The following is a 26,199-nucleotide window of genomic DNA, read 5'->3' as shown; positions in this document are numbered from 1 at the left end:
GCGGGCCAAGGCCTCCACCTCGTTGCCGACTGCGCCACAACTTGGGGTATCTCCACCGACACCACCGGCAAGACCTTCTGGTTCGAACTCAAGTTCGGTGACTGATCGGCGGCGGGCTGCCCGCTGGAGGCACTGGACCCGTAGTGACCCCCAAGGCCGATGCCCAACGCCCGCAGAGCGAGCCCCTCGCATGAGAGGCCGCCCTGCGGGCGCAGTTCCGACTCTGGGTTCAGCCGCCCAGCCGCCTCTAACAGGGCGGCTCGATCAACGCGTGGTCAGGTCTGTCAGAAAAGCGACATCGACCACATGGAGCGGACCGTAGCCGAACCGCTCGCCCAGCGCTTCGAACCGCTCGTACCAGGCCTGGTCGATGGGGACCCAGTATTCGGCCATGGCCCGGAGGAAGAGCCGGAAGCCGAGATCTGGGCTGACCTGAGTGACGGCCAGTTCTAGCGCGGGGACCACGCCGGAGACCTCGTAGTGCCTACGTGTCATGGCTGACGCCGTCAGCCCGGGTCCCGCCACCAGGAGTTCGTCCAGCACGGCGCCGGTCAGTGAATCGTCCGCCGGTGCCGGGACGGCAACTACATAGGTCGCGTCCTCCATGCGGATCTGCTCAATGCAGATGTCCGCGATCTGGCGCAACCAGTCACGTCCATCGATGCCGAGGTGTTCAAGGTCGTAGGTCCGGCCTGTCGCCGCATGCCACAGGGCAGTGAGCGCCCAATTGGGGAGCGGCGACTCCCGTAGCCGGATCACGTCCTCCAGGATCGCGTGCGCGGCCTTCGCCCCGCCGTCAACGCCGGCGTGGTCGACGACGACGTCGGCTGCAGTCTGCTCCCGCGCCCATTCCTGATGGAACCGGCTGGTGAGGCGGGTGAGACCGAAGTCAAGCTCCGAGTAACGCTCGACCATACCTGCTCCTCAGTTGGGGAAGGTCGAATAGACAATGTACCCGCGCGGATGTCCCGGCATCTTCTTCAGCAGCAAAGTGAATTTATTACTCGCTGGATAGGAAGAACCGTCGGCTACATACGTGGTACCGAGCGAATTTTCGCCAAACTCGCCCGATATTGTGAACAGCGAGGTATCGGCTTTGGTGCGCATCCAGAGAGCGAATTTGTCTCTGGCCTTCTTACTCTTGGCCAGATAGCCCGCGAGGCCGTAGTCGGCCGCCTGCTGTGCGAGCTGCGCGTCGGTCCAGACGCTGTTGATACCCAGTCTTGTTCCTATCGTCTTCGAGATGGCCAATCTGAGGGATTCCGCCACCGTGGGGTTGACGTGCTCTTTCAGTGTGTGGGCGGCGTCAGGGAACTTCGCCTCATCAGCGACCAGTTCGGTGCAGTTGTGGACCAGCAGATCCTGCGGCTGGGTGCCGCTCGTACGTACATAGAAGGTATGCAGCCCATCGACCGTCAGGTCGTAGACCATTTGTGGGGCGAGGCCAGCATTCTCGCGCACCGAACTGACTGCGTGGACAGACCCGTCCGCTGCCCGCAACAGGTCACCAACGTGCAGTTCCGAAGCGAAGATCCAGCCGCGCTCGACCACATACACCCGGTGCCCTGCAGTGCTGGTCAGGCTGCCTCCGCCGGAGAGGGTGACGTCGACCAGCCGCTCCGTGTTGTGTACGAAGGAGGCGGTTACCAGCTCCGGGCGCAGCCCCCCGGTTGCCGGATCGGTCGCCATCAACCAGTCACCGGCGTGGACCGAGCTGATCGCCCGGTGTGAACCGTCAGCCATGAGGACTTGTGTGCCGCCCGGGAAGCTGTTCCTCGTACAAGCTGCGAAGGCGTCCTCGACGAGGTGAACTTCCTCATCGATCGCGGCCATCACTTTGGCGTCGAGGCTCAGGGCTCTCAGAGCCTTGTACGCGTCGGCGATACCGATGCCTGTGTGCAGTGCTGCGTCGAGCGCGCGAAGAAAGTCGGCGGCTTGGAGGACTTTTGCCTCCGGGACGAACCAGCTTGCTGTCCAGAGGCAATCTGAGACGCTGCCCTTGGCGCATTCGGCAATGTCCTGCACGAGCATGATCAAGAGGGCCTTGAAGATGTCCGGTTCGAGGAGCCAGAGCCCGTTCAGAAGCTCCTCGTCAGCGACGGAGACTATGTCCCACGTACTGAAGTGCTTGGTGACAACCTTGGTGACCTCATTGGTCGTACTACTGAGCCAGGTGCTGCTGCCGGCTGGGCAGGTAGCAGCAGTGACGTCGATAGGGGCCCCCGGATTGTCACAAAGGTAGAAGTCGACGGTCAGGTTGAAGTGCACCTTGTAGTTGACGTCACAGCCGCTGTTGCCCATCCCGAGGACGCAGTCGTTCTGAGGTTTCGGATCCTCCAGGAACACGATCTTCTGTGTGGTGAACATGTTCGCGACGCCGGTAGCTCCGCCGCGCCCGAGGTTGGCTTGGGACTGTGCGGTCTCGGCCCGGATCGCAGCCTGCTGTGCCTGTTCAGCGGCCTCGCGGGCGTTGGCCGCAGCCGTCTCGGCGGTCGTGGCGTCGCGTTCGGCCTGCTCGGCGATTCCGCGTGCAGTGCTAGCGTCGCCTTCCGCTGCGGTGGCGGCGCTACGGGCGGAGGCGGCGTCGGTTTCGGCGGCGTCGGCTGAGTTGCGGGCCTGGCTGGCATATCCGCTTGCCGTATCGGACGCCGTCGCCGCTGCGGCCGCGTCGTCGGTGGCCTGTTGGTCGTACGCGACCGTGTGGGTTTCCGCTGTCACGGCGGCTTTCGCCGCCGCCGAGGCCTCTGCTGCGGAACTGCGTGCTTGCGTGAGGGATGTTGCCGCCCTGGAGGCGGAGGCGGCTGCTTCGGCTGCCGCGGTGGCGGCGGCCTTGGCGTCAGCGGAGGCGGCTGCTGCCAGGGCTACGGCTTCGGTTGCGGCCTTCGCCGCCTGGCCAGCCTTGGCCTGGGCGAGTGCCTCTTGTTGCTGGGCTGCGGTCTTGGCGGCCTGGCCGCTGAGGACAGCCAAGCCGGCGGAGGCATCAGTTTCCTTGTAAGGGGAGCCGAGTTCGATCGCGTCGTTGGCGGGCTTGATGACCTGTGTCGCCGAGTCGCGGGCGGCCAAGGCTGCTTGGGCGGTGGAGTATGCGAAGCCAGCGGTGCGTACTGCGTCGGCCGCTGCGGCGTTGGCCTCCAGTCGGGCGATCGCGGCATCGGCCTTCGCCGTGGTGGCCTGCGACTTCGCAGTATCGGCGTAGATCTTCGCCAATCGCACATTCTCAGCGGCGGCCGCAGATGCTGCGATCGCGTCCGCTGCGGCCGCATGCGCCTTCCGCACCGCGGCGTTGGTAATCGCCACGTCGCGCTGGGCGGCATCAGAGGCCGCCTTGGCACGGGACGCTGCAGCCGTGGCGCGAGTGGCTGCTTGGCGCGCGTTGGAGGCAGCTGTCGTTGCTTCATCGGCAGCCGACCGAGCGTTGGTCGCAGCGGTGGTGCCATCATTCGCGGCGGTCCGCGCCTGGGTGGCGGCGGTCCTGGCTCCTGTGGCGGCGTCGGTGCCTTCTGCTGCGTCGGCGTACGCCTCCAATGCGTATGCTTTGGCCTCTGCACTGTCTCGATTGCCTTCGGCATCCACGGCGTGGTTGCGCGCCGTAATCGCCCTGCTCTCCGCCGCCACTGCCGCGTTCATCTTCTCGGTGGCCGTCGATCCTGCGGCCTGTGCGGTGCTCAGCGCGGTCGCCGCGACCTGGCGTTCGGACTGCGCTCGGGTATCAGCCGCAGAGGCCTTCGCCCGCTCGCTCTCGGCCAGTTCCTTCTGTGTTTTGGCGTTGTCACGCTCGGCCTCAGCGGTCAGCCGCTTCGCGTGCGCGTCGGCGGCAGCGTTCTTCGCCGTGTTCTCAGCGGCTCCAGCCTTGGCCTGGGCGGCCTTGGCCTTGACCGCGTTGGCCCCGGCTCGGGTGGCTTGGACGGCGGCGCCGTCCGCAGCGGCCTTGGCCTGGGCCGCGGCCTCCTGGGCGGCGATCCGACGGAAGTCGGCCTGCGAGGCGTGCGCCTGAGTCTGGGCGAGAGCCATCAGCGTCTTGCTGTCAGTGGCAGATGCGAGGGTGGCGTTCGAGGCGGTCTCCGTCGCCTTCGCCACCGCCGTCGCGGCGGCGGCCGAAGCACGGGTGACCTGGACGGCCTGCTGCCCGTACATGAGCCCGCGCCCGCGGGGCAGCCCGGCCGCATCCGCGATGTTGTAAGCGGTCTGCTGAGCGGCTACCGCCGCGGCGGCTTGGATCTGCGCGGATCGTGCGGCCCGTGAGGCGACGTGGACCCGGCCCAGCGCCATGGCCTGCGCCTTGACGATATCGGTCTTGACCTTGGCGAAGACCGCTGCGGCCGGGTACTGCAGGCCCGCGCTGGCAGGGGTCTGCTTGAGCCAGTAGGCCTGCCAGTCCGCCAGCCTGCTCGCGATGATCGACTGACCGAGGGCCTCGCCCATCGCCTGCGTGGCCACCTGCAGATCTGCTGAGGCCTGGGATTCCGCGCCCAGGATCGTGTCGCGCGGGACCGTTTGGCCGGCGAGCTCGTTCTGCCATTCGGTCGATGCCTGCGCCACCTCCGCGCCCAGCACCTGATGCGGGTCGAAGGGGTTGGTGCTGGCACAGGACGCAAAGCGGGCCTTGAGGCCCTCGACGTCGATCCGGAACTCCATCGACGCCGGATCGGGCGCCGTGGCGGGGAAGCCGCCGTATTGCAGGAAGAGCCGGGCGTCGTCGGCGTACAGGTTCTTGGACGGCGCGTCCGCCAGATCTTTCCAGCCCCGCCGGTCCTCGTAGGAGGCGGAGCCGTTCCAGTCGTACTCGGCGTTGCCCAGGGCCCGAACCGCGTCTGCCGACTCCTTCCCGGCCTGCGGCATCAGATCCTCATGGAACAGGTCGTACTCGCTCTGCCAGAACCGGTCGGCGATCCAGCCCGACAGACCGGTGGTGTTGAACGGATTGTCCTTCCACTCGATCCACTGGAACCCGGTGAAGGTGTAGCCATCCGGGGGCGGAGCGCTGAGGGACTTGTTCCACTCGTTGTAGCGGAAGTAGAGCTCGTCCACCTTGGCCGAGGCCCACGCCTGATCCTTGTCGAAGGCAGTGTCCAGCGGCACCCCGTTGTCATAGTCGGTCCTGGCAGCCTGCAGGAGCTCTTCTTCTGTGCCCTTCAATCCACGGCGGGCAGCGTTCTTGAGCTCTTGGCCGCCCTTGCGCTGCACGAGATTGAGCGTGCACTGGGCTGCACGTACCTCTGCGGCGTGGGCCGCGTTGAAGGCGGGCGCGTCCTCGGCGGCTCCGACCGGAACAGTGCGGGCCAGCGGTTGGAGTTGGCCGCCGGTGAACGTCACCGCCGCGACGGTGGCCAGGGCGGTGGTGGTGATGAGCCGCCCCAACAGGCGTCTGGGCAGGCGGGGGAAGGGTGGCGCGTTGGTGCGCATGAGCGTGGGTCAGCCGATCTGCTGATGCTGCCCCGGGCGGTCGTCGACGATCGTCGGATGACCGGGCCACAGGGCAGAGAAGTGGTGGGCCCGGACGTCAGAACAGGGTGTTGAAGGAGCTCCAACCGGAGGAGCCGATCTGCACCCGGGCGGCGAACGGGGCGGCGGAGTCGCCCGTGCCCTTGAACAGCCACAGCGCCCCTGCGGCGTCGCTGGCGATCAGGTCGGCCTTGCCGTCACCGTTTTGGTCACCCGTGGAGATCAGGACGTTGTAGGTGTTCCATCCCGCGCTGACCGTCAGCCGGCCCGTGCACACGGCGTCGGTCACGGCGTTGCCGGAACCAGGGAAGAGAAACAACGTCCCACCCGTGGAACGGGTGATGAGGTCTGCCTTCCCGTCGCCGGTGAAGTCCGCCCGCCCGATGATCCGGTCCATACCCTGGAAACCTGTGCCCAGGCGGACCTTCGCGGCCAGCACGCCGTCAGCCGCGGCCTGGTACAGCCACAAGGCCCCTGAGGGCTCCCGGGCGATGAGGTCCGGCTGTGCCGCTCCGCCGAAGTTCCCTCCCGCGACCAGAAGGTCGAACTGGTCCCATCCCGTGCCGAGCAGCTTGGTCTCGATTCCGCGCTCGGCGGTGTAATACAGCGCCCCGCCCATCCGGAAGTACAGGTCGCTGGCCCCGGCGGCGGAGACATTGTTCTGGACGATCGCGGTGGCGTTGCCGAACCCGCCGCCCAGATCCACCGCCGACCGGAAGCCGCCCGTGCCTGCGGGTTCGTAGTCGTACAGGTGCCCGTCAGCCCTGCGGCCGAACGCAGGAAACATCGGGGTGGTGGAAGTAGCGGCCTGAGCGGCAGGCCCTGCAGCCTGCGCGGACCCCCGGACGGCGGCCGGCGACGACGCCGAGGCCGCGACGGCCATGACGAGTACGGCGGCTGAAGCCAGACCGGAAGCACGGATCACCGCCCGGCGGATCGGGCGTTTGACGAAATTGAGCATGCGGACGAACGTCCTCACAAACGACACGAGCGCGAACACGCGCGCAGGCGCAGGCGCGACAGATCCGCCTGGCCACCCCCCACGGATGAACACACGCCAGGTCCACGACCATGGCCAACGCACACTATGGGAACTTGTGTTCGCTTGTGAAGACCGTGTGAGGGTGGCTTGCGACTGCTTGGGTCTCTGAGTCCTGATTCGGACTTGTCGTGCGCTCTACACCTGGTAGCGGTCCGTCGCGAAGAGGTTCAGGTTCTCCGCGACCCACTCCGAGGTGCGGCGCAGTCCCTCCTCCAGGGACACCTGTGGCTCCCATCCCGCCCACTGGCGCGCCCGGGAGTTGTCCGACAGCAGGCGCTGGACCTCGCTGCCCGAGGGGCGCAGGCGGGCCGGGTCGACGACGATCTCCGCTTCTCGGCCGGAGGCGGCGATCAGGGAGCCGGCGAGGTCGCCGATGGAGACCTCGCGGCCGGTGCCGAGGTTGACCACCTCGCCGAGGGCCCGGTCGCAGCCGGCCAGGGCCAGGAAGCCGGCGGCGGTGTCGGTGGCGTAGGTGAAGTCGCGGGTCGGCGCGAGGGATCCGAGGCGGATCTGCCGGGCGCCGGAGTGCAGCTGGGCGAGGATCGCCGGGATGACGGCGCGCGCGGACTGCCGGGGGCCGTAGGTGTTGAAGGGCCGGACGACCGTGACGGGCAGCTCGAAGGAGTGGAAGTACGACAGCGCCGTCATGTCCGCGCCGATCTTCGAGGCGGAGTACGGGGACTGCGGCTGCAGCGGGTGGCTCTCGCTGATCGGCACGGTGAGCGCGCTGCCGTAGACCTCGCTGGTGGAGGTGTGGACGAGCCGGCGCACTCCGTGCCGCAGACAGGCCCCGGCGACGTTCTGGGTGCCGGCCACGTTCGTCTGCACATAGGCCTCGGGGGCCTGGTAGCTGTACGGGATGCCGATCAGTGCCGCGAGGTGGAAGACGGTGTCGCAGCCGTCGACGGCGTCCATGACGCGGCCCGCGTCGCGGACATCGCCCGCGAGCATCTCGACGGGGCTGTCCGGCCGCAGATAGCCGGCGAGGTGGCCGCGTTCGCCGTAGGGCTTGTAGTGCACCAGGGCGCGGACGTTCGCGCCGCGCTCGACCAGCAGGTCGACCAGGGTGCTGCCGATGAAGCCCTCGGCGCCGGTCACCAGGACGGTGCGGCCGGTCCAGTCGACAGGGTTCAAAGATGTGGTCGCTGTCATGCGGCGTTCCTCAGTTCGAGAGTCTTGGCGGCGAGCAGATCGGCCGCCCGGGCGTGGGTGCCGGGGTCGGCGGCGCCGCTCATCGCGGCGAGCCGGCGCGGGTCGCGCAGCAGCGGCTCGACGAGCGCGGCCAGCCGGTCGGCGGTCGCTTCGGCGTCGGGGAGCAGCACGGCGGCTCCGGCGTCGGACAGGACGCGGGCGTTGTGCGTCTGGTGGTCGCCGGGTGCGTGCGGATACGGGACGAGCACGGCGGGCACCCCGGTCGTGGCCAGTTCGGCGATGGTCGCCGATCCGGCCCGGCAGATCACCAGGTCGGCGGCCGCGTAGGCGAGGTCCATCCGGTCCAGGTACGGGACGGCCTCGGCGACCGGGTTCCCGGCCAGCCGGGTCCTGGCCTCGGCGAGCGCGGCCGGGCCCGTCTTGATGAGCAGCCGTACGTCGTTCCGGTCCCGCCAGCGCGCGGCGAGTCCGATCGCCGCGTCGGTCAGCCGGGTGGCGCCCAGGCTGCCGCCGTTGACGAGGACCAGCCGGGCCCCGGCCGGTACGCCCAGCTCGGCGCGGGCCCGGCCGCGCAGGGCGGCCCGGTCCAGGGTGGCCAGCGGCCCGGACAGCGGCATGCCCACGGTCTCCGCCGTGCTGCCGGACGGCAGATGCGCGCGGCTGCGGTCGAAGGCCAGCGCGATGTTCGGGGTGAGCCGGGCCGCGAACTGGTTGGCGCGGCCCGGCACCGCGTTGGACTCGTGGACCAGGCTCGGCAGCCCCGCCAGCCGCGCCCCGAGGATCACCGGCGCGCTGGGATAGCCGCCCATCCCCACCGCGACCTGCGCGCCCTGCTCGCGCAGGATCGTCCGGCAGCGCACCGCCGAGCTCAGCAGCGCGGCCGGCAGCAGATAGCGGCGGGCGCCGAGCGACCGGTCGAACGGGATCATGTTGACCGTGTGCAGCCGGTAGCCGGCTTCCGGTATCAGCCGGGTCTCCAGCCCGCGTTCGGTGCCGACGAAGGTGACGACCGCCCGTGGATCGGCCCGGCGCAGCGCGTCGGCGAGTGCCAGTCCTGGATAGATGTGCCCACCGGTGCCGCCCGCCCCGATGACCACTGACAGTGGGATGTCCTGTGAGGTCCGCATGGCCGCAACGCTGACGGGACGGTCTAAGAGGGTTCTAAGAGCCCGGTTTGGGACCCTTGGGCCCATGGACACTGCACCACCGCCCGCCCGCATCCTCGTCGTGGACGACGAACCCGAGGTACGCGCCGCCGTCGAGGACGGCCTCACCGTCGAGGGCTACGCGGTGCGCGGGGCCGCCGACGGGCTCGCCGCGCTGTCGGAGGTGGCGGCCTGGGAGCCGGACGCGATCGTGCTGGACGTGATGATGCCGGTGCTCGACGGGCTGGCGGTCTGCCGGCGGCTGCGCGGGCTGGGCGACCGTACGCCCGTCCTCGTCCTCACGGCGCTCGACTCGGTGAGCGAGCGGGTCGACGGCCTGGACGCGGGCGCCGACGACTATCTCGTCAAGCCGTTCGCACTGGACGAACTGCTGGCCCGGCTACGGGCGTTGCTGCGCCGGGCCGCGTCGGGGGGCGGCGAGGAACCGGAACTTTCGTACGCGGATCTGGTCGTCCAGCCGGTCACCCGCACCGGCAGCAGAGGCGGCCGCCCGCTGGAGTTCAGCCGTACCGAGTTCGCGCTGCTGGAGCTGCTGATGCGGCATCCGGGGCAGGCGCTGCCGCGCGAGGTGATCCTGGAGCGGGTCTGGGGCCATGACTTCGGCCCGGACTCCAACTCGCTGGCCGTCTACATCGGTTATCTGCGGCGGAAGCTGGAGGCGGGCGGCGAACCGCGGCTGGTGCAGACCGTGCACGGCGTCGGCTACCGGCTGGACCTCGGGTGACGGGGACCCGCGGGATGGCGCGCTGGCGTCGGCACCGGCCGCTGCGCACCCGGCTGGCGGTCGCGGCGTCCGCCGCCGTCGCCCTGGTCGCGGTCGGGGTCTGCGCGGCGGCGTTCTTCGTCATCCGCTACGAACTCGTCCACCAACTGGATCTGCATCTCACCCAGTCGGCGACGCTGGTCAAGCAGCAGCACCGCGGCGAGAGCCCGCAGGTGGTGGCCGGGGAGTGCGTGTTCCTGTCGGCGCCCGCCTGCTCGCAGATCGTCCCGGCGGACCCGGCGGCCGACCCGCGGGAGCCGTATCCGCTGCCGGTCTCCGCGCCGGTGCGGGAGGTCGCGGCCGGCGACCGCCCGGCGTACTTCAGCAACATCACGCTGTCCGGGCATCCGGCGCGGATGTTCACCAGCGGCTTCGGCGGTGGCCGGGCGCTGCAGGTGGCGGTGCGGTCCGACACCGTCGAGCAGGGCGTCCGGCAGGCCGCCTGGCTGCTCGCGGGCGTCGGCGGCACGGGGGTGCTGCTCGCCGCCCTCCTCGGCTACTGGGTCTCCCGGACGGGACTGGCGCCGGTCGCCCGGCTGACGGCCACGGCGGAGCGGATCGCCGCCACCCGGGACGCCCGGCACCGGATCGAGATCCCGGCCGGTCCCGAACACCGCCAGGACGAGGTCACCCGGCTCGCCACCGCCTTCAACACCATGCTCGGCGAGCTGGAGCAGTCCGTCATGGCGCAGCGCCGGCTGGTGGCCGACGCCTCGCACGAGCTGCGCACACCGCTCACAGCGCTGCGCACCAACGCCGACCTGCTGGCGCGCGCCGACCGGCTCACCGACGCCCAGCGGGACCGCGCCTCCGGCGCTCTGCAGCGGCAGTTGCGCGAGGTCACCCAGCTCGTCAACGACCTGATCGAGCTGGCGCGGGACGAGGAACCGCTGCCGCTGGTCGAGGACGTGGGCCTCGCCGACCTGGCGGGCCATGCCGTACGGGCCGCCCGCGGCCACTGGCCCGACGTCCCCTTCACCCTGGCCACGGACCCGGCCGCCGCGCAGGCGCACGTCCCCGGCGTCCCGGCCCGGCTCAGCCGGCTGCTGACCAACCTCGTGGACAACGCGGCCAAGTTCAGCCCGCCGGGAGCCCCGGTCGAGGTCGCCCTCACCCGGACCGGCTCCGGGTCCCGTCCCGGGGAGGGGGAGGTGGTGGAGCTGACCGTCCGCGACCACGGGCCGGGGATCGCCCCGCAGGACGCCCCTTACGTCTTCGACCGCTTCTACCGCGCGGACTCCGCCCGCGCACTGCCCGGTTCGGGCCTCGGCCTCGCCATGGCCCGGCAGATCGCCCACGCCCATGGCGCCACCATCACGGCGGAACCCGCACCGGGCGGCGGCGCCCTGTTCCGGGTGAGCTTCCAGGATCCGCCACGACAGGACCGGGCTGAGGGCAAGCTCTAAGCCGTGTCCGGCTCCTCAGCGAACGCGTCGAACTCCCCCGCCTTGACGCCCTTCACGAACGCCTCCCACTTGGCGGGACTGGTGACGGCCACGATCTCCGGCTCGTCGGTCTCGCGGATGTAGATCATCCCGTCGTCTCCAACGGTCGCTTCGAGGGACATGTGCCGCCTTCCGGTCGTGCTCCATGGACACGGCCATCGTGATCCAGATCCCCCGCCGGAAGCAACGCCCCCCGCTCCGCCCGCGAGCCGCCCCGGCACGCAGGTGCCTTACCGGCTGCCGGCGCCCGGCGCTCCGTACAACGGGAAGCCCTCCGTATCGACGTGCCATTCGCCCACCTGCACCGTCTCACCGAACAGGAACTCGACGCGGGCCGCATACCGCTGACCCTCCGGCGTGGAGCGCGGCTGGGACAGGACAAGACCGGTGCCCTTGCGGGGATCCACAAGCAGGTAGTAGGGGATACCCATCACCGCGTAGTCGCGGGTCTTGCCCTCGTAGTCGTTCTCCGGGTTCGACCTCGATACGACTTCCACGACTGCCGTCACATCCGCGGGGTCAACGGTGTCGCCGTCCTCATCAAGGACATCCATGGGAAGGATCGTGATGTCCGGACGGCGCAGAGCTGCTGCCCCGCGCGGGTCCTCGATCTCGGCACCGGACTGCGCGATCACTCGCGGGGTCGTGCCCCTGAGCTGGTCGTTGAGCTGGTCAGCGATCTGGAACGAGATGAATTCATGCCGCTTCGCCGGGTTCATTATCATGATGATCTCTCCGCCGCTGATCTCAACGGCCCAGGCTTCCCGCCTGGTGGACAACTCATCGGCGATAAGACGCATGCGGGCGTACTCCACGACGGTCCCTCCAGCGGTGTTCTTCGAACAGCTTCCAGCCTATTCGCTGTGGTCGCGGAACACGCGCTCGTGGGCTCCGCTCCCCCCGTGCGGGGTGAAGCGGAGCCCCCGATCTCGGCTCAGAAGCGGGCCGGTTCTGTGTACGTGCCCCACTCCTCGCGCAGGACACCGCAGATCTCGCCGAGGGTGGCCTCGGCGCGGGCCGCCGCCAGCATCGGGACGATCATGTTCGAGCCGTCCCGGGCCGCGGCGAGCATGGCGGCGAGGGCCTCCTGGACGGCACTGTCGTCACGGGCCGCCTTGCGAGCGGCCAGCACGCGCACCTGCTCGCGCTCGACCTCGTGGCTGACCCGCAGGATCTCCAGGTCACCGGTGACCGAGCCGTGGTGACAGTTGACGCCGACGACGCGCTTCTCGCCCTTCTCCAGGGCGCGCTGGTACTGGAAGGCCGACTCGGCCGTCTCGCCGGTGAAGTAGCCGTCCTCGATACCGCGCAGGATGCCGCTGGTGATGGGGCCGACGGAGTGCTTGCCGCTGGGGACCGCCTTCGCGCCGAGCGCCCTGATCTTGTCGAAGATCTTCTCGGCGTCGGCCTCGATCCGGTCGGTGAGGGCCTCGACGTACCAGGAGCCGCCCAGCGGGTCGGCGACGTTCGCGACGCCGGTCTCCTCCATCAGGACCTGCTGGGTGCGCAGCGCGATCTCCGCGGCCTGCTCGCTCGGCAGCGCGAGGGTCTCGTCGAGGGCGTTGGTGTGCAGCGAGTTGGTGCCGCCCAGGACGGCGGCCAGCGCCTCCACAGCGGTGCGCACGACGTTGTTGTAGGGCTGCTGGGCGGTGAGCGAGACACCCGCGGTCTGGGTGTGGAACCGCAGCCACTGCGCCTTGTCGGTCTTGGCGCCGTACTCGTCGCGCATCCAGCGCGCCCAGATGCGGCGGGCGGCGCGGAACTTGGCGATCTCCTCGAAGAAGTCGAGGTGCGCGTCGAAGAAGAACGACAGCCCGGGGGCGAACGCGTCGACGTCCATTCCGCGCGACAGCCCCAGCTCGACGTAGCCGAAGCCGTCGGCGAGGGTGTACGCGAGCTCCTGCGCGGCCGTGGAGCCGGCCTCGCGGATGTGGTAGCCGGAGACGGAGAGCGGCTTGTACGCGGGGATGCCCGTCGCGCAGTGCTCCATGAGGTCGCCGATGAGGCGCAGATGGGGCTCGGGAGCGAAGAGCCACTCCTTCTGCGCGATGTACTCCTTGAAGATGTCGGTCTGCAGCGTGCCGTTGAGCAGGGCCGGGTCGACGCCCTGCCGCTCGGCGGCGACCAGGTACATGCAGAAGACCGGAACGGCCGGGCCGGAGATCGTCATCGAGGTGGTGACGTCGCCGAGCGGGATGCCCGCGAAGAGCACCTCCATGTCGGCGGCCGAGTCGATGGCGACACCGCAGTGGCCGACCTCGCCCAGCGCCATGCTGTCGTCGGAGTCGCGGCCCATCAGGGTCGGCATGTCGAAGGCGACGGAGAGACCGCCGCCGCCGGCCTCCAGGATCATCTTGTAGCGCTCGTTCGTCTGCTCGGCGTTGCCGAAGCCGGCGAACTGCCGGATCGTCCACGTACGGCCCCGGTAGCCGGTCGGGTGCAGACCGCGGGTGAACGGGTACTCGCCGGGCCATCCGATCCGCTCGAAGCCGTCCACGGTGTCGCCGGGGGCGGGCCCGTACACGGGCTCGACCGGATCCCCGGAGAGCGTGGTGAAGTCCGCGTCCCGCTTACGAGCCGCGTCGTACCGGGCCTGCCAGCGCTGGCGGCCCTCTTCGATGCCTTCGGCGTCCATACCCTCGAATTTACTAGGACGTCCTAGTAAATGTCGATGGCAAACCGCCCACCCCTTGCGGGGAAGGGCGGTGCGATGCGTCACGTGCCATGTGTCACACCCCGTACGTCACGTCCAAACGTCACGTCCAAGGTGTCACACGACGGGCGTCAGACCTGGGCCGGCTCGCCGTTCGCGGCGACGACCAGCGGGGCCACCTCGCGCGTCACGTTGCGCTCGACGAAGAAGGCGGCGGTCGGGATCGTGCCCGCCAGCAGCACCCAGGCCAGCTTGCCCAGCGGCCACTTCGCCTTGGAGCCCAGGTCGAAGGCGAACACCACGTAGACCACGTAGAGCCAGCCGTGGGCGATCCCGACGGCGGTGACGAAGCCGGCCGCGCCGTTCATGTCGAGGAGGTACTTCGCGATCACGCCCAGGGTGAGGAGGACCAGCAGGACGCCGGTCACATAGGCCATCACGCGGTAGCGGGTCAGCGTCCCTTGTTTCATGGCATTGAGCGTAACCGGTGCGATTCCGGCGCCCTCACGCCCCTCCTCGAACGCCGGACGCTTCAGCGCCCGTCCTCGAAGTCGCCCGCGGCTATCCGCAGCGGGCGCAGCGACGCGAAGATCTCACCGCACTCCTCGGCGTCGTAGACGCCCAGGCCGAAGTCCATCGCCATCAGGTCCCGGGTGGCCGCGTCGACCACCTCACGGCCCTTGTCGGTGATGGAGGCGAGGGTGCCGCGTCCGTCGTTCGGGTTGGGGCGCTTGGCGACCAGGCCGGAGCCGACGAGGCGGTCCACGGTGTTGGTGACCGACGTGGGGTGCACCATCAGCCGCTCGCCGATCTTCGACATCGGCAGTTCGCCGGCCTTGCTGAAGGTGAGCAGCACCAGCGCCTCGTACCGGGCGAAGGTCAGCCCGTACGGCTTGACGACGGCGTCCACCTGGCCCAGCAGGATCTGCTGGGCGCGCATGATCGAGGTGATGGCACCCATCGACGGAACGCGTCCCCAGCGCTGGGTCCACAGCTCGTCGGCGCGGGCGATGGGGTCGAAGGGCAGGCTCAGGGGCTTCGGCACGCCGATGAGCCTACCGGTCGGTCACATAGTGGGAGAGGCTGTCTCGTCCATCGGAACCGTAGACACCCGGGCCCGTTCGGGAACGGGTGCGAGCGCAGGCTCGGCGACCGGTTCCGGAACGGGCCCGGGACGGATTCCAGGACGGGTCAGGACAGGGCGCTCAGCTTCGCCCACGCCTCGGCGGTGAGGTTCCAGTCGCCGTAGCCGTTGCCCTTGTCGACGGTGGCGCGGGTCGATCCGGCGACCTCGACGACATCACCGCGGACGGCCTTGTCGAAGAACCACTTGGCGTCCGCGTCCGACATCCCGACGCAGCCGTGGCTGGTGTTCGCCTTGCCCATGTTGGCGTCGTTCCACGGAGCGGCGTGGACGAAGGTGCCCGAGGTGGTCAGGTGCACCGCCATCTTGACGTCCTTGTCGTAGAAGTCCGCGGCGTCCTTGTTGGTGGCGATGCCGACCGACGTCGACGTCATGTGGATCGTGGACTGCTTGCTGAGCACGACCATGCGGCCGTTCCAGGTCGGGAAGTCGCTCTTGCCCGCCGAGATGTTGATGACCTTGACGGTCTTTCCGTCCTCGGTGACCGTCATCTTCTTGGCGCCGATGTCGACCTTGGAGACCCGGGCGGTGCCGATGGTGAAGGTGGAGGTGACATCGCGGCGCAGGTAGCGGCCGCCGCCGGTGTCGAGGCCGCTGAGCTTGGCCGTCATCGTGACCTTGGTGCCCTTGGCCCAGTACGCGGCCGGGCGCCAGTCGGCGCGCTGGGTGCCGGTCAGCGGGTCGGTGATCCAGCCCCAGCTGCCCTGCACGGCGGGCGTCGTCGTCACGGACAGCTGCTTCTCGACGGCCGCGCGGTTGGTGACCGGCTTGTCGAAGGCGATGGAGACCGGCTGGCCGACGCCGACCACCGCGTTGCCCACCGGGGTGACGGTGACGCCGTTGGTCTTGGCCGCGGCCAGCGTGGTGAAGGTGCTGGTCTGCTCCTTCTGCGCGCCGGACTTGTCGGCCGCGGTGACCTTCACCGTGTAGGCGGTGCCGGGGGTCATCGTGCGGTCGGACAGCCAGCTGTGCTTGGTGGCGTCCAGCTTGCCGGTGACCTCCACGGCCTCGACGCCGTCGTTGCTCTTGGCCGCGGCGGTGACGGTCACCGCGCCGATGGTGCCCTCGGTCAGCGACACCTTCACCGGGCTGCCGGGGTCGACCCCGGTCTTGCCGTTGGCGGGCGACACGGTGACCGGCACGGCCGCCGGGGCGCCGGCGCCGCCCTTGTCACTGCCGCCCTTGGCGTTGTCATCACCACCGCTGCCGCCACAGGCGGTCAGCGCGACGGCCAGCAGGGCCGGCACGGCCAGGGCACGTATACGGGAAAAGGGAATGCGGGACGTTCGTATGGGTGTCACGGGAAATGTCCTCATCAGCAGCGGTCGGAAGAAGTCGGGGGGACGTAGTCCGGCGGGAACTTCGGATCGGGCGGCGGGACCGACGGGACGCCGCCCTCGGTCGCCGGGCCGGTGCCGCCGGCCGAGCCCCCGATCGAGCCCCCGGAGCCCCCGGCGAATGCGGACGACGGAGAAGTACCGGGGGTGGGGGTGGCCGGGACGGAGGGGGGAACGAGCTTCTCGAGGGACCGCGTCATGCACTGCACCGGCGTCCCGTCGAAGTACGGCGGATTCGGGCGCGCGCTCGCCGGCATGACCACCTGGAGCACCGACACGTACCGGCCCCGGTCCGCCAGCCAGACCTGGCTCACCTGGCTGCCCAGCTTCGTTGTCGCATAGACGCGGAACACGGTCTCCATGGTCCCCTCCTCCTTCCCAGTGTAGGCAGCAACTAGTCCGCATTTGCCCAATTCATCACGTATGCGGTTCAGTTCGGCAGCAGCCTTGGCCCCGTCACCAAGGTCATGGATCGCGTACCGCGCGCTGCTGTTCGCGTTCCCCTGATAGAAACGGACACTCGCCGAGGCCGGATCGTACAGCGACGTTCCGCAGTGCATGAGCGGGATCTTCGCCGAGACGTCCCCCGCGACGGTGCGCCAGTGCCAGTAGGAGTCCCAGGGCAGCGCGGTCGGCCGGAGCAGCGCACCGGTCAGCGGCTCGGTCGGCAGCGGGTCCGGCGAGGGGGAACCACTGACCGCCGGGGGCTGCGCGCCGCTCTCCAGCCGGGGCAGGACCGCCCAGGAGCCGACGGCCAGCGCGGCCGCGGCCACCACGGCCACCGCGCCGACCCGGCGCCGGGCACGGCGGCGCTCCCCACGCCTGCGGACGTCCGCGGGGCCGGCGAGGAGGATCAGCGGCTCGGTGTCGCGAGCCAGGTCCCGGAGACGGTCGTCGAGCGGGTCAGCCATGGAGGGGCACCTCCTCTTCCTCGGTCAGCCGGTCGCCCAGCGCCCTGCGTGCGCGGCTGAGCCGGGTTCGTACCGCCGCGTTGGACACTCCGGTCTCCCGGGCGACCTCCTCGACCGGCAGGTCCATCAAATGGTGCAGCACGACGGCCGTGCGCTGTTCCTCGCCGAGCTCACGCAAAGCGGCGATCAGAGCCACCCGGTCGGGTGCCAGCGCGGGCGCGTCCGCCGGCACCCCGTACCTGAAGTGTGCCCGTACCCGGTTGCGTGTCTTGCGCCACGTGCTCACCGCCAGCCGCAGAGCCACCGTGCGCACCCACGGCGTCGGGTCCCCCTCGGCCGTGAGCTTCGCCCACCGCTGCCACGCACGGGCATACGCCTCCTGCACGGCGTCCTCGGCCTCGCCGAGATCGCCGGTCACCGCGTACACCGCGGCGACCAGGCGTTTCGCGGTGACGGCGTAGAACTCGTCGAAGTCGTCCTGCGGCGTCGCGCCCGGGCTCACACCCACCCCGGAGGCGCGTGTGTCGTACGGATGTTCAATGTCCCTCCCGCTACCTACACGCACGGCGGGCCCGAAAGGTGACAACGAAATCAGGAAAACTTTCAGCGGCCGGGCAGCCGCCGCAGGACCGGGGCTGCCAGCGACTGCACCTCGGTCAGCCGCAACGGGCCCGCCAGGACCAGAACGGAGCAGCCGAGGGCGGCGCCGCCGAGCAGCAGCCCGGCGCAGTCCCCGGCGAAGCCGGTGCCGAGCAGCCGCCCGCTGCTCTGCGCGATCCCGTACGCGGCGGCCGCGCCCGGCAGGCACGCGACGGCCAGCCGGACGTGCATGCCCAGGACCGCGGGCCGCCAGTTCAGCCGCCGGCGCAGCACCCAGGTGGTGCACGCCAGCCCGGCGCAGCAGGCAATGGCGTAACCGCCCGCCATGCCGGCCACGGCCCAGCGGGCCGGCAGCAGCGTGTACGAGGCGACGGCGAGCCCGGCGTTGACGGCGGCGATGACGACGTTGAGGAAGAAGGGCGTACGGGTGTCGCCGAGCGCGTAGAAGCCGCGGGCCAGCAGGTACTGGCCGGCGAAGGCCGGCAGGCCGAGGGCGAACGCCATCAGGATCCAGGCGATGGCCTGGGCGTCCGCGTCGGTGGTGCGGCCGTGCTGGAAGACGACCCCGGTGATCTGCGGGCCGAGCGCCAGGAAGGCCAGCACCGCCGGCACGATCGCGGCGGCCGAGCCGCGCAGCCCGTACGACAGGTCGGCGCCGATCCGCGCGTGGTCGCCCTCGGTGGCGGCCCGGCTCATCCGCGGCAGCAGGGCGGTGACGAGGGAGACGGTGATGATCCCCTGGGGCACGACCCACAGCAGGTAGGCGTTGCTGTAGGCGGCGAAGCCGACACCCACGGGGCTGCCGCCGGCCAGCGCGTGGGCACCGGCCGAGGTGGCGAGCCGGGTGACGACCCAGTACGCGATCTGGTTGACGAAGACCAGCAGCAGCGTCCAGCCGGCGGCCCGCATGGGCTGCATGAGCCCGGAGCCGCGCCAGTCGAAACGGGGCCGCCAGCGGAATCCGGCGCCGCGCAGGGCCGGGATCAGCGCCAGGGCCTGCACGGCGATGCCCGCGGTGGAGCCGAGCCCGAGGAGCAGCGCGTTGGCGTCGCTCATGGTGCCGGCGGCGGTCGTGTCGTGCGCGACCGCGAGGTACAGACCGAACACCGCGATGACGACGACGTTGTTGAGGACCGGCGACCACATCATGGCGCCGAACCGGTCGCGGGCGGTGAGGATCTGGCCGAGCAGGGTGAACACGCCGTAGAAGAGGATCTGCGGCAGGCAGTACCGGGCGAGCGCGATCGTCAGGTCGCGCTGGGCACTGGTGAAGTCCGGCCCGTACGCGCTGACCAGCCAGGGGGCGGCGAGCGCGGCGCCGGCCGTGATCACCAGCAGCGCGGCCAGGCAGACGGTGAGCAGCCGGTCGGTGTAGGCGGCGCCGCCGTCGGCGTGCTCCTTGGCGGCACGCACCAGCTGAGGGACGAACACCGAGTTCAGCGCCCCGCCGATGAGCATGATGTACAGGATGTTCGGGACGGTGTTCGCGACGCTGAACGCGTCACCGAGCAGGGTGGTGCCGAGCGCGGCGGTGATGATGCCGCTGCGCACGAACCCGGTGGCGCGCGAGGCGAGCGAGCCCAGGGCCATGACGCTGCCGCTGCGTTTCAGCGAGGCCGCGGTGTCGGTCGTGGTGGAGGAGGCGGCGGCCGGCTCCATGGGAGCGGGAGGGGCTGCGGCTTCCGGCGGGCAGGGGCCGCCGAAGGGGGCGCTGCGCACCGCGTCCTGACCGCCGGGATCGCCGGTCCCCGCGTCACTGCCCACTGCTGATGTCACCCGTTGTGCTCCCCGGCCGGTCGCGGCCGTCGGCCGCGCAGACGCCGAAGTCTGCCCGTCCCGGGGCCGCTTGGGAAACCGGTGCGCACTGTCGCGAACATCTCTGTCACATAGCGGTCCTGTGGGGCGTGAGTAGAGGTGAGCGGGCCACCAGGCCCACCGCACCGCGGAGGACGACCTTGACGATGACCACCCACCAGGACGCCGCCCGCAACGCCCTCCCCGGCCCGGCACCACGGCTGCGACTGCGTCCCGTCCCGGAGGACGAACACCTGGCGTTCGTGCGGCGGCGCGGCCCGCGCTCGGTCAGTTTCCTGCAGAGCCCCTCCTGGGCCCGGGTCAAACCGGGCTGGTCGGCCGAGAGTCTGGGCTGGTTCGACGACACCGGGGCGATGGTCGGCTCGGCACTGGTGCTGTACCGGCAGCTGCCCGGCACCCGGAGATCGTTCGCGTACCTCCCGGAGGGCCCGGTGCTGGACTGGTCCGACCCGAACCTGGACCGCCTGCTGGAGCCGCTGCTGGACCATCTGCGCGGCACCGGCGCCTTCGCCGTACGGATGGGGCCGCCGCTGCCGTACCGGCGGTGGTCGGCGCGCACCCTCAAGGAGGCGGTGGCGCCCGGCCGCCGGATGGGCGACGTCCTGCCGGACCTGGTGGACCCGCTGGGCGCCGCGGTCGCCGACCGGCTGCGCGAGGCGGGCTGGCGGCGCGGCGGCGAGGACGGCGCCAACGGGGACGCCCAGCCCCGGCTGATCTTCGAGATACCGCTGGCCGGCCGCGGCCTCGACGACCTGTGGACCGGGCTGAACCAGGAATGGCGGCGGAACGTCAAGAAGGCCGCCAAAGCGGGGGTGGAGACCGCCGTCGGAGGCCTGGAGGAGATGGCGGCCTTCCATGAGCTGCTGGGCGTCACGGAGCGGCGCGACGGCTTCCGGCTGGGGCGCGACCTGGCCTACTACCGGCGCCAGTACGAGGTGCTGAACGCGGAACGGCCGGGCGCCATGCGGCTCTACACCGCCCGCCACGGCGGCGAGATCCTCGCCGCGCACACCCTGCTCGTCTCACCGGACGGGTCCCGCGTCTGGTACCAGACGGGTGCCTCCGCCGATCACCGCCGCGAGGTGCGGCCGAGCAACGCGCTGCAGTGGCGGATGCTCTGCGACGCGCACGTGCTGGGCGCGTCCGTGTACGACATGCGGGGCGTACCGGACAGCCTGGACCCGGACGCGCGCTCGTTCGGACTGTTGCGCTGGAAGCTCGGTACCGGCGGCGAGGCGGTGGAGACGCTCGGCGAGTGGGAGCTGCCGCTCCAGGGCGCGGTCAACAAGACCCTGCACCGGGCGATGAACGCGTACCTGGCGCGGCGCTGAACCGTACGGCGCCGGCCGGCCGGAACCGGCCGGTGCCCGGGAGGTGTTACGCGCGTCGACCAGCGGCAAAGGAATCTCCTGCCTCAGACCGCCTCCACCACACCGCGGCCGGTCGCCGCCACGGAGCGCAGCACCAGCAGCGTGCTCACCAGACCGAGACTCCCGGCGCCGGCGATCACGGCGTACGGCGGGGCGACCTCGGCGATCGCGCCGCCGATCGTCATGCCGAGGCCCTGGAGCGTCATCATGCCCGCGCCCAGCAACGACATCGCCTGGCCGCGCATCTCCTCCGGCACCGCCTCGACGAACCACTTGTCCATCCCGAGCGCGTAGGCGGAACACAGCCCCACCACCAGCATGATGCCGATGGCCACCGGCAGCGGCGGGTGGAAGGCGAACAGCACCATCGGCACCAGGGCCAGGCCGGCGAGCGGCATCGCGATCCAGGTGCGCGCGGCCGGTGACAGCAGCGTGCCGGCCGCCAGCTCGCTGATCACCGTTCCGGCCGGCATCGCCGCCAGCAGCAGACCGACCCCGGCGGAACCGGCGCCGGCCGCGGCGGCGAACGGTGTCGCCAGCCCCTCGGCCACCGCGAAGAACATCGGCGGCACCCACCACCACAGCAGCAGCGCCCGGATCCTGCGGTGGCTCAGCAACTCGCGGGCGCCGAGCAGCGACTGCCGCATCATCGAGCCGCTGCCGGTGACCCGCGCCGGCCGGTCCAGGGTGCCGAAGCGCAGCAGCGCGGCCGAGCAGAGGAAGGTCCCCACGGCCACGGTGAGCGCGGCGCGCGGCGACAGCACCACCAGCACCAGGCCGCCGATCCCGAACCCGATGATCTGCGCGCTCTGCGAGACGATCCTCAGCAGCGAACGGCCCAGGACGTACACATCGCCCTCCAGGATGTCCGCGAGGCTCGCGGCCCGCGTCCCCTGGAAGAGCGGCGTGATCATCGCAAGGACCGCCCGCAGCAGGAACAGCAGCGCCAGCGGCGTGAACGGCAGCGCGAGGACGCCGACGCAGGCCGCGCAGAGCAGGTCGCACGTCACGAGCACCCGGCGGGCCGGGTACCGGTCGGAGACCCCCGAGAGCAGCACCCCGCTGAGCGCGTACGGCAGCATGCCGAGCGCGAAGATCAGAGACGTCAGCAACGGGGACCCGGTGCGTTGGAACACCAGTACCGCCAGTGCGACCTCGGCGAAGAAGCTGCCGAACATGGACAGTACGTGGGCGGCGAAGATCGGCCGGAACTCACGGACCGCGAACACCGTGCGATATCCGACGGGCTGCGGCTCGACGGGATCGGCCGTCGTCCCCGCTGTCCCGTCGCACGTCGGCTCGTCACTTTTCTGAAGTCCCGAGTCTGAGTTTTCCGTTGTCATGGACGCAGCCTGGCGGACATCGGGACATGGCTTCTACTGTTTCGGCTGAAAACGAAACTTGGGAGACGTCATGCCGTTCCACATGCACTTCACGGCCGACGATCTGCTGTCCTCCCGGTTCGCGATCTCACCGCTCTGGGAGACCCAGGAGGCGATCCGTACCCTCCGGACACCCGCGCGCCAGGGGTACCACCTGCCGTGGCTGCGACAGGTCCGGTCGGTGGCCCGCGGGCTCGATCTCAGCCCGTTCGAGCTGGTGATGCCGCGGCGCGGCCACAACCCGGATTTCCTGTGCCCGCCGCCCGACGGGGTCTTCGCCACGATCGACGAGGAGCTGGCCCGGGTCCGCGGCACCGACCCGGCCGTGGCCCACGCGGACCTGGCCAGGGCGCTGGCGGTGATCCCGGGTGCCGCCGCCGACGAACGGGCCCGGGCGCTGCTCGACGACCCGGCGCGGACGGTGGACGAGCTCGCGGAGCTGATGGCCCGGGTCTGGGACACGCTCCTCGCCCCGTTCTGGCCCCGGATGCGCGCCGTGCTGGAGGCCGATGTGGCCTTCCACTCGCGCCGGCTGGCCGACGGCGGCCCGGAGCGGCTCTTCGCCGATCTGCACCCGAAGGTGAGCTGGTCGGACCGCACGCTCATGGTGGACCAGCGGACCGACCACGTCAGGACGCTGGGCGGCGAGGGGCTACTGCTGGTGCCGAGCGTCTTCGTCCGGCCGGACGTGGTGAGCGGCTTCGACCCGCCCTGGCAGGCCACGATGGTCTATCCGGCGCGCGGCACCGCCACCCTGTGGACCGTGCCGGGCCCCGCGCCCGCCGAGCCGCTGATCCGGCTGCTGGGTCCCAACCGGGCGGCGATCCTCACCAACCTGGACGCGCCCGCGACCACCAGCGTGCTCGCCCGCCGTCACGACCTCGCGCTGTCGTCGGTCTCCGCGCATCTGTCCGTACTGCGCGACGCGGGCCTGCTCACCTCGCACCGCGACGGCCACCGGGTGCTGTACGAAAGGACCCCGCTCGGCCTCACCCTCGCCACCGGCGGGGGGTAGCGGCGTCCGTCAGCTCCCGGCGGCGGGATCCGCGTCGGAATCCGCGGCGGGGGCGAGGAACCGCTCGACGGTCTCGACCTTCGACGTCATCCCGTCCGTCACGCCGGGCCGGATGTCGGCCTTCAGCACGAGGGAGACGCGCGGCGCACGGGCCTCAACGGCGGCGACGGCGCGCTTGACGACGTCCATCACCTCGTCCCACTCACCCTCGATGGAGGTGAACATCGCATCGGTGCGGTTCGGGAGACCGGACTCCCGCACGACGCGGACGGCGTCGGCGACGTACTCGCCCACGTCCTCGCCGACGCCCAGCGGGGAGACCGAGAAGGCGACGATCACGCGACGACGCCTTCCTGGCGGGCACGGGCGGCGATGATCTCCGACTCGGCCTCGCGGCGCAGCATGCGCTCGGCGAAGAAACCGCCGGTGGGGAGCACGGACAGCACCGCGTAGAGCGCGCCGCGGCCCAGCGTCCACTTGGCCCGGTACCAGGCCAGGGCCCAGAGGACCACGTAGAGGACGAACAGCACCCCGTGCACCATGCCCATGACCGGGACGGCGTTGAAGTCGGTGGTGCGCTTCAGGATCGAGCAGAGCAGCAGCAGGAGGAAGGAGACCGCCTCGGGGGCGGAGACCAGGCGGAGCCGGCGCAGGGCGGAGGCGGTCTTGATGTCCACGGATTCCTCATCATCGACGGGGGTGGTTCTTGTGAACGTGATCACAAGGCCCGTCCATTATCGCCGCCACCTCCCCCGGTCCCGCCCCGGGGGTCGAGAACCGCACGGAGGGCGATAGCGTCCCCCTCCACGTAGAACACGTGAATGACACCGACGGACGACAACAAACGGGGGAACGGGACCCATGAAGTTCGACTGGGACCGGCGCCACTGCTCGCGCCGGGGCCACATCACCTACGCGCCGGACGAGCGCCATCTGCGCGAGCGGCTGCACGCCACCACGTCCGTCGGCGAGGTCTGGCGCTGTCTGCGCTGCGGTGACTTCGCACTGGGCGAGCCGCACGGCTCGGGGCCGGCCGACCAGGCACCCGAGGTACCGCGCGGGCGGGCGCTGCGCGATCTGTTCATCCTGCGCTTCCTGGCGGCCGAGCGGCTGGTGCGCGGCGTCTTCATCGTGCTCGCCGCGTGGGCGGTGTGGCAGTTCAGCAACTCCCAGGACTCCGTCCGCAAGCTCTTCGAGGATCAGCTCTCGGTCTTCGGCCCGGTCGCCAAGCACTTCCACTACGACCTGGAGCACTCCCCGGTCGTCGACACCATCCGCAAGACCTTCGACTACAAGCACTCGACGCTGGTGATCGTCGCCGTCGCGCTGCTCGTGTACGCGCTCATCGAGATCGTCGAGGCGTTCGGGCTCTGGTGGGGCAAGCGCTGGGCGGAGTACCTGACGGTCGTCGCGACCGCCGCGTTCCTGCCGCTGGAGGTCTACGAACTGACCGAGAAGGTCAGCTGGGTCAAGATCGCGACGCTGACCCTCAACGTGCTGGCGGTGCTGTGGATCGCGCTGTCCAAGCGGCTGTTCGGGCTGCGCGGCGGCGTCGAGGCGTTCGAGGCCGAGCGCCGTGGCGCATCACTGCTGGAGGTCGAGGTGGCAGCCGGGGAAGCGCCTGTTCGCCCGATTCCGGTGACGGCTCCCGCACGGACGGATAGCGTCTGACCGTGGCCATGTTCCGATTGCAGGGCAGCAAAGTACTCGCCGTGGAGATGACCGGCGACGCCGTCAAGGCGAAGAACGGCGCGATGGTGGCCTACGACGGCCAGATGGCGTTCAAAAAGATGTCCGGGGGCGGTGAGGGGATCCGCGGCATGGTGACCCGCCGGCTCACCGGCGAATCCATGGAGGTCATGGAGGTGAAGGGGCACGGCACGTGCTACTTCGCCGACCGTGCGAGCGAGATCAACCTGGTGCGGCTGAACGGCGAGAAGCTCTACGTCGAGGCCAGCAACCTGCTGGCGACCGACCCCGGGCTGCGCACCGGCACCACCTTCACCGGGCTGCGCGGCGCGAGCCAGGGCAACGGCCTGTTCACCACGACCGTCGAGGGCGTCGGCCAGGCCGCGATCACCTCGGACGGTCCGGCGATCGTGCTGCGGGTCTCGGCGGGCATGCCGCTGCAGGTCGACCCGGGCGCGTACGTGGCGCACACCGGCAATCTGCAGCAGCACTTCCAGACCGGCATCAGCTGGCGGACGGTGATGGGCGAGGGATCCGGGGAGAGTTTCCAGATCCGTTTCGAGGGCGAGGGGCTGGTCTACGTGCAGCCCAGCGAGCGCAACACGATCGGGGGACAGCTCTAGTGCCGTTCACCAAGATCAATTCCAAGATGGTCGAGGCGCAGATCCTGCCCGGCCAGCGGCTGTTCAGCCAGCGCGGCGCGATGCTCGCCTACCGCGGCGAGGTGTCGTTCACGCCGAACATCCAGGGCGGCCAGGGCGGTATCGCCTCGATGATCGGCCGGCGGGTCGCCAACGAGGCGACGCCGCTGATGACCGTCGAGGGCCAGGGCTCGGTGATGTTCGGGCACGGCGGCCACCACATCCACACCATCGACCTGAGCGGCGAGACGCTCTACGTCGAGGCGGACCGGCTGCTGGCCTTCGACGGCACACTGCAGCAGTCCACGATGTTCATGGGCTCGCAGGGCGGCGTCATGGGCGTGATCCGCGGCCAGGTCACCGGCCAGGGGCTGTTCACCACCACGCTGCAGGGCAAGGGCTCGGTAGCCGTCATGGCGCACGGCGGCGTCATCGAGCTGCCGATCACCCACCAGGGCCCGGTGCACGTCGACCCGCAGGCGTACGTCGCGCACCGCGGCGACGTACGCAACAAGCTGTCCACGGCACTGGGCTGGCGCGACATGGTCGGACGGGGCTCGGGCGAGGCGTTCCAGCTGGAACTGTCGGGCCAGGGCACGGTGTACGTACAGGCGTCGGAGGACAAGCTGTGA

The 26,199-nt window shown here is 70.3% G+C and carries 24 protein-coding genes; 7 read left to right on the top strand and 17 right to left on the bottom strand.

Going from position 1 to position 26,199, the window contains the following annotated elements:
* Positions 1-264: 264 nt before the first annotated feature.
* The 5 genes from G3I60_RS12675 to G3I60_RS12655 form a co-directional block, all read right to left on the bottom strand.
* The gene (locus G3I60_RS12675) at positions 265-915 is read right to left on the bottom strand and encodes a hypothetical protein (RefSeq protein ID WP_164293395.1); all 651 of its coding nucleotides are present in this window, start codon (positions 913-915) and stop codon (positions 265-267) included.
* A 9-nt stretch (positions 916-924) separates the two neighbouring features.
* Positions 925-5,403 carry a polymorphic toxin-type HINT domain-containing protein gene (locus G3I60_RS12670; RefSeq protein WP_164293394.1) on the bottom strand — a complete coding sequence of 1,493 codons (4,479 nt, stop codon included), beginning with the start codon at positions 5,401-5,403 and terminating at the stop codon, positions 925-927.
* Positions 5,404-5,500: 97 nt separating this feature from the next.
* Positions 5,501-6,403 (bottom strand): FG-GAP-like repeat-containing protein, encoded by a 903-nt coding sequence (locus G3I60_RS12665; protein WP_164293393.1) that lies wholly within the window; start codon positions 6,401-6,403, stop codon positions 5,501-5,503.
* Positions 6,404-6,619: 216 nt separating this feature from the next.
* On the bottom strand, positions 6,620-7,636 hold the full coding sequence (locus G3I60_RS12660) for a GDP-mannose 4,6-dehydratase (protein WP_164293392.1): 1,017 nt from the start codon (positions 7,634-7,636) through the stop codon (positions 6,620-6,622).
* Positions 7,633-8,763 carry a glycosyltransferase gene (locus G3I60_RS12655; protein WP_164293391.1) on the bottom strand — a complete coding sequence of 377 codons (1,131 nt, stop codon included), beginning with the start codon at positions 8,761-8,763 and terminating at the stop codon, positions 7,633-7,635. Before G3I60_RS12655 ends, G3I60_RS12660 begins: the two co-directional genes overlap by 4 nt.
* A gap of 64 nt (positions 8,764-8,827) precedes the next feature.
* Between G3I60_RS12655 and G3I60_RS12650 the strand changes: the two genes are divergently transcribed.
* Together G3I60_RS12650 and G3I60_RS12645 are read left to right on the top strand one after the other, a co-directional pair.
* Entirely contained in the window at positions 8,828-9,526 is a 699-nt protein-coding gene (locus tag G3I60_RS12650; protein ID WP_164293390.1) for a response regulator transcription factor, read from the top strand.
* Positions 9,523-10,971 (top strand): cell wall metabolism sensor histidine kinase WalK, encoded by a 1,449-nt coding sequence (locus G3I60_RS12645; protein ID WP_138357127.1) that lies wholly within the window; start codon positions 9,523-9,525, stop codon positions 10,969-10,971. The genes G3I60_RS12650 and G3I60_RS12645 overlap by 4 nt, the downstream gene beginning before the upstream one ends.
* Here G3I60_RS12645 and G3I60_RS12640 read toward each other — a convergent pair.
* The 9 genes from G3I60_RS12640 to murJ form a co-directional block, all read right to left on the bottom strand.
* Complete coding sequence (locus G3I60_RS12640; RefSeq protein ID WP_138357128.1) at positions 10,968-11,132, bottom strand: DUF397 domain-containing protein; 165 nt, start codon at positions 11,130-11,132, stop codon at positions 10,968-10,970. The genes G3I60_RS12645 and G3I60_RS12640 overlap by 4 nt on opposite strands.
* A 108-nt stretch (positions 11,133-11,240) precedes the next feature.
* On the bottom strand, positions 11,241-11,825 hold the full coding sequence (locus G3I60_RS12635; RefSeq protein WP_164293389.1) for a Uma2 family endonuclease: 585 nt from the start codon (positions 11,823-11,825) through the stop codon (positions 11,241-11,243).
* 119 nt (positions 11,826-11,944) lie between these two features.
* Positions 11,945-13,645: a methylmalonyl-CoA mutase gene (locus tag G3I60_RS12630; RefSeq protein ID WP_138357130.1), complete on the bottom strand. Its 1,701-nt coding sequence runs from the start codon at positions 13,643-13,645 to the stop codon at positions 11,945-11,947.
* A 149-nt stretch (positions 13,646-13,794) separates the two neighbouring features.
* On the bottom strand, positions 13,795-14,133 hold the full coding sequence (locus G3I60_RS12625; protein WP_138357131.1) for a DUF3817 domain-containing protein: 339 nt from the start codon (positions 14,131-14,133) through the stop codon (positions 13,795-13,797).
* A 62-nt stretch (positions 14,134-14,195) separates the two neighbouring features.
* Complete coding sequence (locus G3I60_RS12620) at positions 14,196-14,708, bottom strand: MarR family winged helix-turn-helix transcriptional regulator (RefSeq protein WP_138357132.1); 513 nt, start codon at positions 14,706-14,708, stop codon at positions 14,196-14,198.
* Positions 14,709-14,854: 146 nt separating this feature from the next.
* Positions 14,855-16,108: an Ig-like domain-containing protein gene (locus G3I60_RS12615; RefSeq protein ID WP_244809436.1), complete on the bottom strand. Its 1,254-nt coding sequence runs from the start codon at positions 16,106-16,108 to the stop codon at positions 14,855-14,857.
* Positions 16,109-16,122: 14 nt separating this feature from the next.
* Positions 16,123-17,055 carry a hypothetical protein gene (locus G3I60_RS12610; protein ID WP_164293388.1) on the bottom strand — a complete coding sequence of 311 codons (933 nt, stop codon included), beginning with the start codon at positions 17,053-17,055 and terminating at the stop codon, positions 16,123-16,125.
* Positions 17,048-17,557, bottom strand: a complete 510-nt coding sequence (locus tag G3I60_RS12605; protein WP_138357135.1) for a SigE family RNA polymerase sigma factor — start codon at positions 17,555-17,557, stop codon at positions 17,048-17,050. Before G3I60_RS12605 ends, G3I60_RS12610 begins: the two co-directional genes overlap by 8 nt.
* A 101-nt stretch (positions 17,558-17,658) precedes the next feature.
* Positions 17,659-19,314 (bottom strand): murein biosynthesis integral membrane protein MurJ, encoded by a 1,656-nt coding sequence (gene murJ, locus G3I60_RS12600; RefSeq protein ID WP_138357155.1) that lies wholly within the window; start codon positions 19,312-19,314, stop codon positions 17,659-17,661.
* A gap of 302 nt (positions 19,315-19,616) precedes the next feature.
* Here murJ and G3I60_RS12595 point away from each other — a divergent pair, with 302 nt between their 5' ends.
* Positions 19,617-20,801: a peptidoglycan bridge formation glycyltransferase FemA/FemB family protein gene (locus G3I60_RS12595; RefSeq protein ID WP_138357136.1), complete on the top strand. Its 1,185-nt coding sequence runs from the start codon at positions 19,617-19,619 to the stop codon at positions 20,799-20,801.
* Between the two features lie 83 nt (positions 20,802-20,884).
* Here the strand turns inward: G3I60_RS12595 and G3I60_RS12590 are convergent, their stop codons facing one another.
* A complete protein-coding gene (locus G3I60_RS12590; protein ID WP_138357137.1) occupies positions 20,885-22,183 on the bottom strand; it encodes an MFS transporter in 1,299 nt (432 codons plus the stop codon).
* Positions 22,184-22,253: 70 nt separating this feature from the next.
* On the opposite strand from G3I60_RS12590, the gene G3I60_RS12585 reads away from it, so the two are divergent.
* The gene (locus G3I60_RS12585) at positions 22,254-23,237 is read left to right on the top strand and encodes a DUF5937 family protein (RefSeq protein ID WP_164293386.1); all 984 of its coding nucleotides are present in this window, start codon (positions 22,254-22,256) and stop codon (positions 23,235-23,237) included.
* Between the two features lie 9 nt (positions 23,238-23,246).
* Here G3I60_RS12585 and G3I60_RS12580 read toward each other — a convergent pair whose 3' ends face one another.
* Together G3I60_RS12580 and G3I60_RS12575 are read right to left on the bottom strand one after the other, a co-directional pair.
* A complete protein-coding gene (locus tag G3I60_RS12580; protein WP_164293385.1) occupies positions 23,247-23,576 on the bottom strand; it encodes an MTH1187 family thiamine-binding protein in 330 nt (109 codons plus the stop codon).
* A complete protein-coding gene (locus tag G3I60_RS12575; RefSeq protein WP_138357140.1) occupies positions 23,573-23,914 on the bottom strand; it encodes a DUF3817 domain-containing protein in 342 nt (113 codons plus the stop codon). Before G3I60_RS12575 ends, G3I60_RS12580 begins: the two co-directional genes overlap by 4 nt.
* A 184-nt stretch (positions 23,915-24,098) precedes the next feature.
* Here G3I60_RS12575 and G3I60_RS12570 point away from each other — a divergent pair, with 184 nt between their 5' ends.
* From G3I60_RS12570 to G3I60_RS12560, 3 genes are read left to right on the top strand one after another with little or no spacing between them, the layout of a single operon-like run.
* Positions 24,099-24,908, top strand: coding sequence for a DUF2127 domain-containing protein (locus G3I60_RS12570; protein ID WP_164293384.1), 810 nt, complete (start codon positions 24,099-24,101; stop codon positions 24,906-24,908).
* A 2-nt stretch (positions 24,909-24,910) separates the two neighbouring features.
* A complete protein-coding gene (locus G3I60_RS12565) occupies positions 24,911-25,549 on the top strand; it encodes an AIM24 family protein (protein WP_138357143.1) in 639 nt (212 codons plus the stop codon).
* Positions 25,549-26,199, top strand: coding sequence for an AIM24 family protein (locus tag G3I60_RS12560; RefSeq protein WP_138357144.1), 651 nt, complete (start codon positions 25,549-25,551; stop codon positions 26,197-26,199). The genes G3I60_RS12565 and G3I60_RS12560 overlap by 1 nt, the downstream gene beginning before the upstream one ends.

The sequence above is a fragment of the Streptomyces sp. SID13666 genome (genome assembly GCF_010548325.1).
GTDB classification, from domain to species: Bacteria; Actinomycetota; Actinomycetes; order Streptomycetales; family Streptomycetaceae; genus Actinacidiphila; species Actinacidiphila fildesensis.
The sequence above is the reverse complement of the archived record's forward strand: the minus strand, read 5'-3'. Positions and strand labels throughout refer to the sequence as shown.

Coding starts and splice junctions, on each gene's coding strand:
- G3I60_RS12630 (WP_138357130.1), bottom strand. CDS start 13,645: ATGGACGCCGAAGGCATCGAAGAGGGCCGCCAGCGCTGGCAGGCCCGG.
- G3I60_RS12670 (WP_164293394.1), bottom strand. CDS start 5,403: ATGCGCACCAACGCGCCACCCTTCCCCCGCCTGCCCAGACGCCTGTTG.
- G3I60_RS12660 (WP_164293392.1), bottom strand. CDS start 7,636: ATGACAGCGACCACATCTTTGAACCCTGTCGACTGGACCGGCCGCACC.
- G3I60_RS12655 (WP_164293391.1), bottom strand. CDS start 8,763: ATGCGGACCTCACAGGACATCCCACTGTCAGTGGTCATCGGGGCGGGC.
- G3I60_RS12610 (WP_164293388.1), bottom strand. CDS start 17,055: ATGGCTGACCCGCTCGACGACCGTCTCCGGGACCTGGCTCGCGACACC.
- G3I60_RS12675 (WP_164293395.1), bottom strand. CDS start 915: ATGGTCGAGCGTTACTCGGAGCTTGACTTCGGTCTCACCCGCCTCACC.
- G3I60_RS12595 (WP_138357136.1), top strand. CDS start 19,617: ATGACCACCCACCAGGACGCCGCCCGCAACGCCCTCCCCGGCCCGGCA.
- murJ (WP_138357155.1), bottom strand. CDS start 19,314: ATGGAGCCGGCCGCCGCCTCCTCCACCACGACCGACACCGCGGCCTCG.
- G3I60_RS12665 (WP_164293393.1), bottom strand. CDS start 6,403: ATGCTCAATTTCGTCAAACGCCCGATCCGCCGGGCGGTGATCCGTGCT.
- G3I60_RS12570 (WP_164293384.1), top strand. CDS start 24,099: ATGAAGTTCGACTGGGACCGGCGCCACTGCTCGCGCCGGGGCCACATC.
- G3I60_RS12650 (WP_164293390.1), top strand. CDS start 8,828: ATGGACACTGCACCACCGCCCGCCCGCATCCTCGTCGTGGACGACGAA.
- G3I60_RS12585 (WP_164293386.1), top strand. CDS start 22,254: ATGCCGTTCCACATGCACTTCACGGCCGACGATCTGCTGTCCTCCCGG.
- G3I60_RS12590 (WP_138357137.1), bottom strand. CDS start 22,183: ATGACAACGGAAAACTCAGACTCGGGACTTCAGAAAAGTGACGAGCCG.
- G3I60_RS12640 (WP_138357128.1), bottom strand. CDS start 11,132: ATGTCCCTCGAAGCGACCGTTGGAGACGACGGGATGATCTACATCCGC.
- G3I60_RS12625 (WP_138357131.1), bottom strand. CDS start 14,133: ATGAAACAAGGGACGCTGACCCGCTACCGCGTGATGGCCTATGTGACC.